Origin of the sequence: Bacteroides sp. MSK.20.82, from assembly GCF_019052485.1 — a bacterium.
GTDB classification, from domain to species: Bacteria; Bacteroidota; Bacteroidia; order Bacteroidales; family Bacteroidaceae; genus Bacteroides; species Bacteroides thetaiotaomicron.
In genome coordinates this window covers 1-13,728 of the sequence record NZ_JAHQUN010000080.1, presented here as the reverse complement: position 1 = coordinate 13,728, position 13,728 = coordinate 1, and the positions used below count along the sequence as shown (strand labels likewise).

Below are 13,728 nucleotides of genomic sequence, written 5' to 3'. Positions count from 1 at the left end.
CAATACTTTGTGTATGAATTAGTTGGCTGATTTTGTAATATTTAATGAATGTCCCTAAGATAAAAGTTCCTCTTAATGCTGTTGGTGTCATCATTAGAAGTGATGGCACTCAAATTGAAATGAAATGTAAAGATATATATAAATATCTGAATCATTTTATTTAACAAGATCTTCTCTCCGCTTTTTTTTCAAAGAACTACTTATTATAACTTTTAGTTATAATCTACAATTAATTTTATCTTTGGTGTCCGCTTGTATATCAGTGCCAAGATTAATGAATAGGGTATCCAATTTAAAGTTCCAGCTTTTTACAAAAAAAGCAATCATATATTTCTCAAAATACTGATAACCATATAATATATATGATATGATTTAGCAAAGAAAAATACGATGCTTTTTATCAATTAAAAAGCATATCAAAAAAATCTTCTAATTCATAATCAATAGATTAAAATCTTGAATCAATCTCTCAATTGAGAACATATAACAGAATACCTTAATTAATAAATTATTTTGCCAAGCTATAAACCACATTCATTATCCTCTGTCCGATTTCATCGGCAGCTTCCATGGTTGAAGCTTCAGAATATACACGAATAATTGGTTCGGTATTACTCTTGCGGAGGTGAACCCACTTATCATGGAAATCAATCTTCACACCGTCGACATCGTTCACTTCTTCGTCCTTGTACATTTCCTTCACCTTAGCAAGGATAGCATCCACATCAGTTTCAGGAGTCAAGTCAATGCGGTTTTTTGCAATGAAATAAGGAGGATAAGTTGCACGGAGCTTGCTTACGGTCTTACCTTCGTGTGCCAAGTGGCTCAAGAACAAAGCAATACCTACCAAAGCATCACGACCACAGTGGCTTTCCGGATAGATGACACCACCATTGCCTTCACCGCCGATTACAGCGTTGGTAGCACGAATCTTAGCCACTACATTCACTTCACCTACAGCAGAAGCGTTGTATTCGCAACCGTACCTGCGAGTTACATCGCGGAGAGCACGTGTAGAACTCAAGTTAGAAACGGTGTTGCCTGGAGTGTACTTCAGTACATAATCGGCTATTGTTACCAAAGTATATTCTTCACCGTACATCTTACCGTCTTCGCAAATCATAGCCAAACGATCAACGTCCGGGTCAACCACGAAAGCTACATCGTAACCGCCCTTAGCCATCAAGCCCATGATGTCACCAAGGTTCTTTTCCAATGGTTCCGGATTGTGCTGGAAGTCACCGGTCGGATCGCAATAAAGTTTTTCTACCTTTTCCACACCCAAGCGTTCCAACAGCTTAGGAAGGATTACACCACCTACCGAGTTCACGCAGTCGATAGCCACCTTGAACTTGGCGTTGCGGATAGCTTCCAAGTCCACCAACTTCAATGCCAAGACAGCTTCGATGTGCTTGTCATCGTAAGTGTTGTCTTCGCGATAGTTGCCCAAGTTGTCGATGTCAGCAAAGTCGAATTCTTCGGCAGCAGCGATGCGGAGCACTTCCTGACCTTCTTCTGCATTCAAGAACTCACCGTTTTCGTTCAGTAATTTTAAGGCATTCCATTGACGGGGATTGTGGCTGGCAGTCAAAATGATACCACCGCAAGCACCTTCCATAGTTACTGCCAATTCTGTAGTCGGAGTTGATGCCAATCCGATATTCACTACATCAAAGCCCATACCCATCAAGGTACCGCAAACTATGTTCTTCACCATTTCGCCAGAGATGCGTGCATCACGGCCTACCACAATCTTATTGCTCCTGTTGGTAGTTGTCTTACGAATCAGCGTTGCATATGCTGAAGTGAACTTAACAATATCCAACGGATTAAGGCCTTCACCTGCTTGGCCTCCGATTGTTCCGCGAATACCGGAAATAGATTTGATTAATGTCATAATTTATAAGGTTTATACTAAACTTTCAAGAATATTTTCTTTTGATACATCATCCATAAAATGCCATAAATAATGACAGCATTCACTACGGCTATCCATGCCTGGTAATAATCACCTAAGAATTGTTCCAATCCGTGGAACAATGAATAACCGATGCAGTTGAAACTGATACACGATGCCAGCATGTAAGCTGCAATCGAGTTCATGCCGTACACCTTCAGCCATTCCGTATGCTTACACCAGCCTTTGTGGTCGATAGTCCAAAAGAATACAGCCATTAGCAAAAAGCACCATCCGCTGGTTTGAAGCACCATGGAACTGGTCCACAGTTTCTTGATGACCGGCATCTGAAAGCTCCATAACCATCCGGCGGCAACTAATAACACACCAATAACCGCCAATAGATAGAACTTTCGTACCGATTGTCGTGTTTTGTCTTTCAGGATATATCCGGCAAACAAACCGGTCAAAGTGGTGACGGCAAAGTTCAGACTGCTCAATATCCATGTATAACGGTACCAAGGTGCGAAGACTACTTGTCCGTCCTGTACGGTGGCTGCATCTCTGAATCTTCCTAATAAAGTGCGGTCTATCCATTCGGCCAAATTCCCGTCCGGAGTATAGTTGCCGTAGCCGTATCCGTCCACACTGATGAACTCCATGCATCCCCAAAAGGTAAACAGCAATCCGGCGGCAATGCCTATTTGGGTCTTGACTCTTGTATTCAGGAACAGTAGGGATGCCACTAGATAACCCACGGCTATGGATTGAAGGGTGTTGGTATATAGATAGATACGTTCCGGATTCAAGGCAAGGAGGTTTCCTTGGCACATCATACCGAATATCCATAACAAGATGACTCGTTTCAATATACGTCTATATGCTTGTCCCTTGACTGCTTCTTTCCGATAGCGCGACAAGGCGAACGGAATGGATACACCGCTCATGAACATAAACAGGGGCATCACCAGGTCCCAAGGCGACAGTCCTTCCCAATCCATGTGGGTAAAATTCCACATGAAGTAATCAAACCAAGGGGCATCGATGGCATGGGCCAATGGATGCATGATGCCTTCCAAGGCTACCAGACAAAAGAGGTCAAATCCGCGCAATACGTCCAACGATTCAAGGCGCTGTTTCGTAATGTTTGTTCCCATAATCATTCTGTTGTTACTGTGTTCGTTGTGGTGCATCATTTTCCTTGATTTCATAATAATACCTCCGACATTCTCATTTAAGTTCATAACAAACGACAACTTGATTGTCGTCATCCTTAAAATTCTCAATACGTTCAATGTCTTGTTTATCCATCAAAGCTTTGTCTATAAACGTATTTACTTTATGCGGCAATGCAGCGTAATAGAACTTATTATCCTCAATAGCTGACGGAATGGGAAATGTGTATTCTTTTTCCTGTTGATATACTGTCACTTTCCCGTTTTTCTTTTTATAAGCAAAATAGGAATTCTGTTCTTTCATAAAATAACCAATATCCGTATCATGCAAATGAAATTTATCCAATACTATAATCTTATCTGTTTTCATGAGATAGTACATGTAATAATCCATCGGCATATCTTGAGGGATTTCCTTTATATTGACACTTCCCTCATTAAAATCATAGATGGCAACTGGATGTAGGGACAGAGTACTTTTATCTACCTTATAAAGCGTATCGCAAGGATAAGAATAGGAATAGAATAATGCATTATTGTAATTTGCCAATCTGAAATGTGAGGTAATTCCTATTAAATCAGGATATTCATCATGTATGGTCTTCAGAATTTTTTCTTGTTTTACCGAATAGAAATAAATATCCTTGGGGTCATTGATGACATAGATATCTTCCGTCAGTTTGGCATAGGAACGCATTTCCCTCGCAGAACGAGTGGAGTCTGGTATATTCATTTGATAAGAATGCACCAGCTTCAGGAAATTATCATACTCTCTTATTCGGGGAGAAAACGGCTCATAGATGCCGATGTGGCTATTATCATCTATATACATACTGGATACCCCAATATAGTCATTAGGTCCCTGTCCAAGGAGATGACGTGTGCTATGGATGTACTTCCCTTTTCCATCGAATACCATAATTTCATTCTGGTCATTGTTTATGAAAATTTTACCGTTTTGTACCTGCATGGAGACAATCCGTTTTATTAAACAAGAATCATTCGTTTCCAGCGGAATGATAGAAATGTGTTTCACTATATCTGCCATATTCAATGGCTGGCTGGTAGATATATCTATCTGAATCACTTTATCATTTATCTCATCTTGCTTGGAGCAGGATGAAAAAAAGAGAGTAAATAGTGATAGTGTGTATGCAATCTCTCTTAAATCCATAAGTTTGTTTATTTTTGTTTACTAGGGTGTCCAGTTTGATGTTCCGGTTTTTGAATCAAAAAACATTCGTATTCTACTCAAAGTACTGATAACCGTATAATAATGAGGAATGTTGCAAAGAAAATTATGTTTTTTTAGAGTTAAATTCGCTTCAAAACAACATTGTTCTAATTCATAATCAATAGATTAAACTGTTGAATCAATATCAAAATTGAGAACATAGAACTGAATACCCTATTTGTTTACTTATTATTTAAATGCAAGCACAAGCATATCCGCCACCTATGAGAGAAGTTATTTTGTATCTCGTACATTTACCTTGAACCCAATTACCCTCCACATATTGAATAGGACACCCACCAAAACATTTACCGTTGTTCATTCCACATGTAGATGAACTGATAACTTGCCCACCAACAATTTGTTTCATTTCACTCGCGTTCATTACTTCGTGCTCATCATGCAGCATCATTTTTTTTAACTTCATAATTGTATTTTTTTTAGTGCTATTAGATATTTACTCTACAGTGACCTCATCACTGCTCTCTAATTTGTTTCATCTTTTCATTTATAATAAAAATTAAACGATACAATGTCATTGTTTTATTTTTTCTGCGTAAATATAGGCAAAAATATGAAAATTCCTATAATGGACATAATCAAACCGCCAATTGTATCTGCTGCTAACGGAAACCAGAAGGCTTCTTTTCCCGTACCTACTATGAACGGAATGAATCTTCTACATCAGCTATCCGGTAATATTGGTATAGCTTCTCCTTATCCACCTTGCCGGTGAATGTAATCCCGCTACGGATGCCGCTACATTCTTTCAGGCAGATGTTGTAACTATCATCACCAGCCAATATCAAACGGGTATGAGAATATACATCCAAGACTCGTCGGAATGCCTTAATTAAAAAGTCCACTCCTTTGATGCTGTCCAGTCTGCCAACAAACAAGATAATGGAATCCTCTGCATCGAATGATAAGGATTGCTTCATTTTTTTTCGTTCTTCCTCTGCTATCATTCTTCCCTCATCTTTCAGACCATTGTAAATAACAGTAGTTTTTTCGGGTTTCAATTGATAGTCTGCAATCAACAAATTTCGTGTAGTTTACGACAAACAAATAACCTTATCTATTGTATTATGACTCGGCACAATACCATCAAACTGTTTGAAATTAAGAAAGTCCATACTATTCAAAGAAGAAAAATGGAACTTTTCTATAGTGGATATAATGGCTTTCCTAACCGATAGTCCTAATTCTTGTAAGTATTGGAGTGTCTTGAAAACACTTTTAAAAAAAAGAAAGAAGTTAAAGGTGTGTTTCACAACACACCTTTAACTCATGACTAAAACTATCAGTTTTTGTGTGATACTTCTTAAATTCTATTTTTTAAATTCCGTGATGCGTACAGTCCACACCTTTTCGGTGCCGTCTGCCGCTTTCACCACGTACTTGTTCGTGTGTGTCCAGTCACCGGGAACGCCCAATGTAGGAGCGTCCTCAATCGGTATGACATGAGCAGCAGTGGATACTTTCATATATCCGGCTAACTTACTTTGAGATACTTCAGCACGTATGCTTTCCGTATACTTGTTATCTGCTGCCGGAACTGTCACGATGCAATCTACTGTGGCTGCGTCATTGTTTATTGTATATCTACATTGCAATTCTTTGTTTACCGAAATGTTTTCACCGGTAAGACCATCCTTGTCGGGGCCATAATATTTATGATAAAATCCTACCTTCGTGATTTCGGCTTCACCATAAGCTGGCAAATCTTCTTTACAGCTACTGACAAAAGGCAGGCACAACAGCATGAGTAACCATAAAATATTCATTTTCAATTTCATATTCGTTCTATTTAGAATTTATAAATTACCATTCAGGATTCTGATCGGCATCACTTAATGCCGGATTTGCATTAATCACTCCTTGCGGAATGGGAAACAGATAGCGACGGGTACGGAACTCACGCTGGTCATTGGTAAACTGTACCTGTCCCACAAACATACGCTGGCGGTCTTTGGAAATTTCAGAGAATGTAGCCGGACAATTCAGTTCCGGAATCACGCTGGTCGGAGCCAGACCATGGTTGGCTTCCTGACCGTACTTTCCCCAACGCAGCAAACTCCAGTAGTAATCACCTTCCAAAGGAAGTTCCACGTTACGTTCACGTTTGTAGTCTATCCACGCTTCTGCCAGATTGGTAGCCGTAGAAGCCGGCAGACCTCCGTGTACTTCACGTGTCTTGTTTATCACGTTCATAGCTTCCTGCCACTTGCCTTGGCAAAGCAACGCTTCCGCCTTGTTCATCAATACGCGGCCCAAACGGAAAACCACATAATGATAATCTGTGAGCACATCGACGAACGGACGGGGCGATACATTGTAGATACTCTTACGCCACATGTAGTTGGTCAACGGCATGTGCGAAGTACCTGGATTTCCCACACGTGAGCAGCGGTTCAGGTTACCCTTTTGACACATAGTGATGGTTTCACCGTAGAACAGACAAGAGTCGTATACGATGGTAGCGTAAAAACGTTTGTCACGGTTACCGTAAACCAACTCGTTCAGTTTGGTACCGTCTTTAGACACGTAGCCCTTGCCGTTTACCAGTTCTTTCGGGTCGTAAGCCATGTCAGCCACATCACTGACAGGCACTTCGTTCACACTGTTCTTGAACTGGGTGGATTCGTTCCAAGGTACGGCCTGATTGGTCAAACGGTCGATGACCAGGTAATTGTCCACCAGATTCTGTGAAGGTGCGTGCGACATCCAGCACTCGAAGATGAAGTCAGTCTTCATCACGGGTGAGCAACCAAAATTCTTGATGGCGTCGTTGTTCTGGTTCGGAATCATCTCCTGCATCAAAGTGTTTCCACACGTGTTGTTATCCTTGCTGCGGTATCTTGCCAGAATGATTTCCGGAGAAGAATACGCTCCGTCCTGATTGAACATGCCTTCGTAGTTGCTGTCCAATGTATAGCCTTGAATGGCGTCCACTGCATCGATGGCTTGTTGGAACAAGGCTTTCTCTCCCGTATAGGCGGCTGCCGTCAGACAAACTTCAGACTTCAGCGCCAACGCCGCGTTCTTGTTCAAACGACCGGCCTTCGATTCGGTGGGCAGCCCGGCAATGGCATCGTCCAGATCTTTCAATATATAATCATAGGATTCCTTGATGGTCGAAGTCAGTCCTAGATTGAAATCATCCTCTTCCGTCAATACACGGTCTACCCAGATGACACGTCCCGTATGCTTGGCCTGGTAATAGTAAGTCATGGCGCGAAGCATCTTACCTTCGGCTATCAATTCAGTTTTCGATTTTTCATCGATGGGAGAGGCGGCCACTTTCTCGATAATCAGGTTACAACGGCGGACAGTGCCGAAATCACCGAAACCGAAATCCCATCCACGATCTACCAATTCGCGCACTGCATTGGGAGAACCCTGATATACATAAACGGAATTGGTGGTAAGACAGTCTTCCGTCTTGAAATCTGTATATTTGGGTATGACATTGTTATAGGTTTGCAATATGAAAGCCTCTGCCGTAGAACGGGAGCTCCATACCAATTCTTCCGAATAGCTTTCCGAAGGCTTCGTGTCCAGAAAGTCATTACATCCTTGCAATACGCCTGCAGTGCAGAACAGCAACGGAACAATATATTTGTTTATTTTCATAATATTCTGTATTAATAGTTTAGAAACCGATATTTAAGCTGACGGCATACGTTCTGGTGGTCGGATAATCATAGAAGTTGGTATTTCCGATTTCCGGGTCCATACCATATTTGGTAGCCGGGCTGATAGTAAACAGGTTATATCCGGACAGGGCCAGCGTACACTTGGTTATCCAAGGAGTCTTCTTCAACAGCTTATGCTTGAAGTCATAACCCACGTTCAGTGTTTTCAAACGCAGATAGGCTCCGTTTATCAGCCAGAAGTCAGACTGTGTATAGTTATTATTTCCATTAATAGTTCCGCTACTTCTCAGACGCGGATATTTGGCGTCGGTATTATCCGGAGTCCAGGTATCGCCCATAAAGTCGTAGATAACGGGCAGATAACCCTTATCCTGTCCTAGACCTTGTATCATATCACCCATATACATATCTCTGGAGGTTGCACCCTGCCAAAGCATGTTTGCAAACCAGCCCTTATAGCTTACATCGAAATTGATACCATAATTAGCACGCGGAAAACCGTTCTTACCGATGCGGTGCTGGTCATCACCGTCAATAAGGCCATCGCCATTGAAATCCTTGTACTTCAAGTCACCGGCACCCAAATTAACGGAACCTTGACGGATAGGCGAGTTTATGATGTCCTCTTGGTCGCGGTAGAAACCTTCACATTCATAACCGATACCCCAATATCCTTTGGCCTGAGTGGTGCGCTTGTATGGATTCTTCAGGTCGGCTTCCGATTCAAACGGATTGATATTGTAAAATGCGTCGAAGTAAGTCAGATTGGCCGAAATGCCATACTTCCATCCAGCTCGTTCTTCTTTCCACTGTATGATGAAGTCCAAGCCTTGACGGATGTGTTCACCGTTGGTCTTTACATACGGAAGAGCTGTACCCAACGGCGCTGTATAGTTCACGTTGGAAGGAGAGGCCAGGTAACCGGTAGTCACCTTGCGGAAATAGTCGATAGAACCAGACAGGCGGTTGTTCAATGAACCGAAGTCGATACCGATATTCATATCCTTCACGGAATACCAGCTGATATCCTTACTCACCAAACCACCTTCGGAGAATCCCGGCATCCATTGTCCGCCAATATAGTAGCCACGCTCCTCCAAGTTATAACTCTGCAAATAAGCGTAGCGCTCGATGTTGGCCTGTCCGATTTCACCATACGAACCACGAATCTTGAACGTATCAAAGATGTGGCGTTCCTTCAAGGTTTGCCAGAATCCTTCTTCCGAAATTACCCATGCCAACGAACCGGAGAAGAATGTTCCCCAACGCTTGTCTTCCGGAAAAAGGTCGGAACCATCGTAACGCATACTCGCCTCTGCCACATACTTACTGGCATAGTCATACTTGATACGGGCTATCACGGCCGCATTGGCTGCCTCGCCTTCCGCCGAACTGTTTTTGGCAGTGCTTACAGGACCGGCTCCCATTTGGTCAACATCCAGAATGTAATCCACACGACTCAAACTGGAATTGTCATAAGTACTCTTGTTGGCTTCGATACCGATGGTAGCACCGACGGTGTGTACCTTGTTAAAAGTCTGGTCATAGTTGGCGAAGAACTGGGTCGTCCAATTATTTCCCTGGAAATGGGATTTAAACAGTTTTGGTTTTTGCAGAGTACCCATGTTGCCTTCAATGTCGTACATCGGAGCAGTCTTGACCCACTGCTTGCTCTTGTCACTGTTGATGCGGTAACGTCCCAAAGCCTTGAATTTCAATCCCGGTAACCAAGGCACCGCCCAGTCAAGTATCAAATTGGCCGTAACGGACATGATATCGTTATTCAGATAACCGGATTCCGGGCTGATTTCAGCCAGCGGGTTATCGGATGTCTGATAAAGATCCCCGTTCTTGTTATAAGCCAGTTCTGTTGGCTTTTTGTTTTGAAGGTGAGACCATACATAATAATAACCGGTACCGAAATGAGAAGAAGGTTGGGTCTGATTCGTAATATAACCATCAATACCCGAAGTCACCTTCAAACCAATTTCCTTGAAGTCAGCCACCAGATTGGTACGCATGTTGTAACGGTGCAGGTTGTTTGTATTGGTATCGTATAAGGATTCCTGCTTGTAATAAGACAATCCGGTAAACAATTTCAATTTCTCACTACCACCGCTGATAGACAGTGTATGCTTTTGTTCCGGAGCAAAATCGCGGAGCGCCAAATCCATCCAGTCCGTATTGGGATAATTGTAAGGATCGGAACCTGTACGGTATTTCTCCAGCTCTTCATCAGTATAAGGAACGGTTTTGCCATCGTTTCTAAAACTCTGGTTTACATAGGATACTGCCGTATAGGAATCCAATTTTTCGGGCTGTTCTGCCAATTGGGTAAAACTGAATGTACCGTTGTAATTGACAGACATCTTGCCGGCTTTACCCTGTTTGGTGACAATCAGCAAGATACCGTCGGCAGCACGCGCACCATAAACAGCGGTGGCCGAAGCATCCTTCAGGATGGTCATCTGTTCGATATCTTCGGGATTCAGGTTCTCAAAGTCTCGGTATTCAGAGATAACATCATCGATTACCACCAGCGGAGTGCTGCCACCACGGATAGAAATGGTAGAAGTCTTACCGATACCACCACCGGAAGAGGCTACGATGACACCCGGTACCTGACCGGCCAGTGTTTGAGTAATGTTGGCGGAAGGAACCTTAGTCAGGTTTTCCGCATTGACAGTGGCCACAGCAGCGGTTGTCTTTCTTTTGGATGTGGTACCATAACCTACCACAACGACTTCATCCAATACTTCCGTATCTTCTTCCATGATAATCCGCAAGTTCTTTTCCTTGCCGATAACGATGATTTGATTCTTATATCCGATATAAGAAATGATGATGGTAGCCTTCCGAGGAACATTCAATTCAAAATGTCCGTCAAAATCGGAAATCACACCGTTTGTGGTACCTTCCACCACAATAGAAGCACCGATAATCGGTTCGCCGTTTTCATCCAGAATCGTACCTTCGATTCGTTCTTCCTGTTGTTGCACAATGGCAACGGATATTGCATCTGCCGACCCGGACGATGCGAAGATAGGAACGGCACACATGAGCGTGCAACCTATTCCTAAATACTTCAGATAATGCAGATAAGCATTAGAGGTTAACAAATGATTCATAATTTTACATTGTTTATAATAGTTAGATTAGAAAAGAATATCGTTGTTATAATTTACAACGTCAACAATCCGTTTTTATGCTATAGTTTTTTCCTAATTAAAACATTAAATTGATTTTATTCATAATCAATAGCTTGTAAAAAAAACAGTCTAGCACTTTAGTAATAAGTAGAATAAGCCATCTGCAACACTTATCATACCCTAGTTCTAAAGCAAGACGAGCAAATTGTTTAAAACTATATTAATAAGTTCTGAAATTAAAGTTTTTTTATCTTTACATATATTGGTTTTTAAGTTAACAAATTAACAAACAAGTCTGTTTTTAAAGACTTATTGTGATTTCGGAGGCAAATATATAAATATTTTCCAAAATAAAAGAATTCTTTATAAACTTTTTAAGAAATTTGTAATATAATCCAATAAAAAGAAATGTCGCATGACCGGTCTCTTCATAAATATTATCTGCTCATTTTCAATAAATTATTTTTTGTACTGTCATGAAAGGAGAATGGATTTATAACAAAACGATGCGGACATTATTCATATCCATTGGCATATTGGCACCGCATCTTACTCCGTTATTCTTTATTTGGATGGTTGATATTCCTATACAAGCATAGGTATATCTATTAAATAAAACAATAAAGGGAGATGTTGCCATCTCCCGAGTCTCACATCGGACTGTCTCCCTATAAAACTTCTTATTGACCAGTTCGATAGGTCTTCCTTATAGCTGATTTCCTTCCTCATTGACCCGGTAGAACTTTCTGCGTACCCGTAGGGAAATCTTGTTCGGACGAGTATATTTCATAATCAATAGGAAGCGTTCGTAACGCATTATATCTTGTGTGTTGGACAGGAAACGCTGCATATTCAGGTAGAATTACAGGATCTCACGTGAGGGCAAACGATGGATACCGATAATGATCGGAAACATTCATCTAAAATATTCCTCAATAATGTTAGCTATCCTCACAGTTCTAAAGGAACTAATCCTACGAGGGAAAGAAACACAAAAAACTCTCTGCCAAGAAATGATTTTTAACAGAGGGCATTCTTTGCGTTTCGGCAGCTTTGTCACCTGCCGCCTCAAACTTTAAAGTACATTATTTACATCCAAGCTCCAGTCAACACATTCATCCATGTAACTTGTTGACTGAAAAATCGCTAATGCACGGTAACATTACATCGTTCCAATGACCACAATAGGATTCTCATCAAAATCAGGTCTGCATGAAAGAGGGTTCTCCCCCGTTGTGTCAATACCACCCAAAAAATCTTCCACTTCGATTATAGAACAGATTTCATGAGATGCCTTTCCAATCCCTTGATAGGACGGCCAAAAAGGAAGGAAGCCATCCAGATCATTCTCGAATCCTTTATACTTTTCATAGTCGCAACGCATGAACTGATCGGTCCGTTTGTTGTAGAGATAAAAGAAATGGGTCCACGCGCTTTTCGACAACAGGAGCCAACGATCGGTTTCCATGATATGCCCAAACACTAAGTTTTTATCTTTAGATATTGCATCACCGTTTCTAATTTCTGTCAATGTAGGAAGCTTTTCGCCCAATCCTAACACATAGTGAGGTTCAAGCTCCAATTGGTGATTTATTTTAAAGATGGTATCCGAAGTGAATTCATGATAGAAAACATCCTCTTTGTATTTATAGAAGTCCACTTCATACAAATCAAAGAAAAATCGGGTCAGACTAACAGAGGCATTGTTTATGCTCGGGTACACTTTCAAGGGCTTCCCTGAAAGTGTACTAATCACCATCCGATTCCGATTTTGCCCTGAAATATTGAACGGACAATGAACAATCAATGAATCCCCCAGTAAAAAGGTCTTTTCGAAGGACCAAAGATATTTTTCTGGTTCATCACCCGGCAAAAAGCGCAAAAACTGCCCGTCGTCCAAGGAAAAAGTTTTGTATCGGTTACCCTTCTCGTCTTTCATGAAGACCTCATTGTTCATAATACAGAGTGGATAGGTGGGTCTGGAATAACCTTGCGGTCCCTGGTCTTTTCTGTTACCTATTTTATGGAGATATTTACCGGTCTTTTTATCAAATACATAGCATTGTTCTGCATCACTGTAAACGATATATTTATCGGTCAATACCACGTCCTGTGCTTCTTTTAACAAACTATGATCCGTGGTCTCAAGTGCGACATAACGAATATTTGTCAGAAGCGACGATAATTTGGGTGGCTTACTTTCCAAGACTGTTTCTATCCTCAAATCCATTGATCGCGCTGTACCAAGCAACTTGTTCCTAGGAAAGAGAACAGCAAGCAAATAAAAAAACATTTTTTCATCGTATTAACAAAGATAAAGATTAGAATTTGATCCATTGGGATCGACACATGCAGCATCCCATCCTGCTGAGGTCCAAAAGTCTATCCATGAGTTTTTTACTGCTTCACCCTCACAAGTAAATGTATAGCACATGAACGCATTATCACCTGTCTTTTGGACTCTGATACATTGATATTTTATATCAGTACCGCCAATGATAACTTTCTTTTCCTCGTCTGTTAAAACCGAGCATCCTTAAGCATCATTTTTTTAGTTTTTTCATAATATAATATTTAAGAATTTTTTGAATGCGAAAATAAAATATTTCATCAT

At 41.1% G+C, this 13,728-nt stretch carries 10 protein-coding genes; all 10 read right to left on the bottom strand.

Translation table 11 applies throughout. The features are described 5' to 3' along the window. Positions 1-508: 508 nt before the first annotated feature. The gene (glmM, locus tag KTR07_RS26820; protein WP_178494929.1) at positions 509-1,897 is read right to left on the bottom strand and encodes a phosphoglucosamine mutase; all 1,389 of its coding nucleotides are present in this window, start codon (positions 1,895-1,897) and stop codon (positions 509-511) included. A 17-nt stretch (positions 1,898-1,914) separates the two neighbouring features. Further along, entirely contained in the window at positions 1,915-3,054 is a 1,140-nt protein-coding gene (locus KTR07_RS26815) for an acyltransferase family protein (protein WP_178494926.1), read from the bottom strand. Between the two features lie 73 nt (positions 3,055-3,127). Continuing rightward, positions 3,128-4,246, bottom strand: coding sequence for a 6-bladed beta-propeller (locus tag KTR07_RS26810; RefSeq protein WP_178494925.1), 1,119 nt, complete (start codon positions 4,244-4,246; stop codon positions 3,128-3,130). A 253-nt stretch (positions 4,247-4,499) separates the two neighbouring features. After that, the gene (locus tag KTR07_RS26805) at positions 4,500-4,733 is read right to left on the bottom strand and encodes a hypothetical protein (protein WP_178494922.1); all 234 of its coding nucleotides are present in this window, start codon (positions 4,731-4,733) and stop codon (positions 4,500-4,502) included. A gap of 232 nt (positions 4,734-4,965) precedes the next feature. Continuing rightward, on the bottom strand, positions 4,966-5,247 hold the full coding sequence (locus KTR07_RS26800; protein WP_287711017.1) for a glycosyltransferase family 4 protein: 282 nt from the start codon (positions 5,245-5,247) through the stop codon (positions 4,966-4,968). Positions 5,248-5,637: 390 nt separating this feature from the next. Continuing rightward, positions 5,638-6,105: a hypothetical protein gene (locus tag KTR07_RS26795; RefSeq protein WP_021846724.1), complete on the bottom strand. Its 468-nt coding sequence runs from the start codon at positions 6,103-6,105 to the stop codon at positions 5,638-5,640. Between the two features lie 25 nt (positions 6,106-6,130). After that, positions 6,131-7,942: a RagB/SusD family nutrient uptake outer membrane protein gene (locus KTR07_RS26790; protein WP_178494916.1), complete on the bottom strand. Its 1,812-nt coding sequence runs from the start codon at positions 7,940-7,942 to the stop codon at positions 6,131-6,133. A gap of 19 nt (positions 7,943-7,961) precedes the next feature. Next, the gene (locus tag KTR07_RS26785) at positions 7,962-11,093 is read right to left on the bottom strand and encodes a TonB-dependent receptor (RefSeq protein ID WP_217315547.1); all 3,132 of its coding nucleotides are present in this window, start codon (positions 11,091-11,093) and stop codon (positions 7,962-7,964) included. A 727-nt stretch (positions 11,094-11,820) separates the two neighbouring features. Continuing rightward, positions 11,821-11,964, bottom strand: coding sequence for a hypothetical protein (locus KTR07_RS26780; RefSeq protein ID WP_217315546.1), 144 nt, complete (start codon positions 11,962-11,964; stop codon positions 11,821-11,823). A gap of 312 nt (positions 11,965-12,276) precedes the next feature. After that, positions 12,277-13,407: a 6-bladed beta-propeller gene (locus tag KTR07_RS26775; protein ID WP_178494910.1), complete on the bottom strand. Its 1,131-nt coding sequence runs from the start codon at positions 13,405-13,407 to the stop codon at positions 12,277-12,279. Between the last annotated feature and the right edge of the window lie 321 nt (positions 13,408-13,728).

Excerpts from the sequence above, each read along its gene's own strand:
- KTR07_RS26810 (WP_178494925.1), bottom strand. The coding sequence starts at position 4,246 with ATGGATTTAAGAGAGATTGCATACACACTATCACTATTTACTCTCTTT.
- KTR07_RS26790 (WP_178494916.1), bottom strand. The coding sequence starts at position 7,942 with ATGAAAATAAACAAATATATTGTTCCGTTGCTGTTCTGCACTGCAGGC.
- KTR07_RS26780 (WP_217315546.1), bottom strand. The coding sequence starts at position 11,964 with ATGCAGCGTTTCCTGTCCAACACACAAGATATAATGCGTTACGAACGC.
- glmM (WP_178494929.1), bottom strand. The coding sequence starts at position 1,897 with ATGACATTAATCAAATCTATTTCCGGTATTCGCGGAACAATCGGAGGC.
- KTR07_RS26805 (WP_178494922.1), bottom strand. The coding sequence starts at position 4,733 with ATGAAGTTAAAAAAAATGATGCTGCATGATGAGCACGAAGTAATGAAC.
- KTR07_RS26785 (WP_217315547.1), bottom strand. The coding sequence starts at position 11,093 with ATGAATCATTTGTTAACCTCTAATGCTTATCTGCATTATCTGAAGTAT.
- KTR07_RS26795 (WP_021846724.1), bottom strand. The coding sequence starts at position 6,105 with ATGAAATTGAAAATGAATATTTTATGGTTACTCATGCTGTTGTGCCTG.
- KTR07_RS26800 (WP_287711017.1), bottom strand. The coding sequence starts at position 5,247 with ATGAAGCAATCCTTATCATTCGATGCAGAGGATTCCATTATCTTGTTT.
- KTR07_RS26815 (WP_178494926.1), bottom strand. The coding sequence starts at position 3,054 with ATGGGAACAAACATTACGAAACAGCGCCTTGAATCGTTGGACGTATTG.
- KTR07_RS26775 (WP_178494910.1), bottom strand. The coding sequence starts at position 13,407 with ATGTTTTTTTATTTGCTTGCTGTTCTCTTTCCTAGGAACAAGTTGCTT.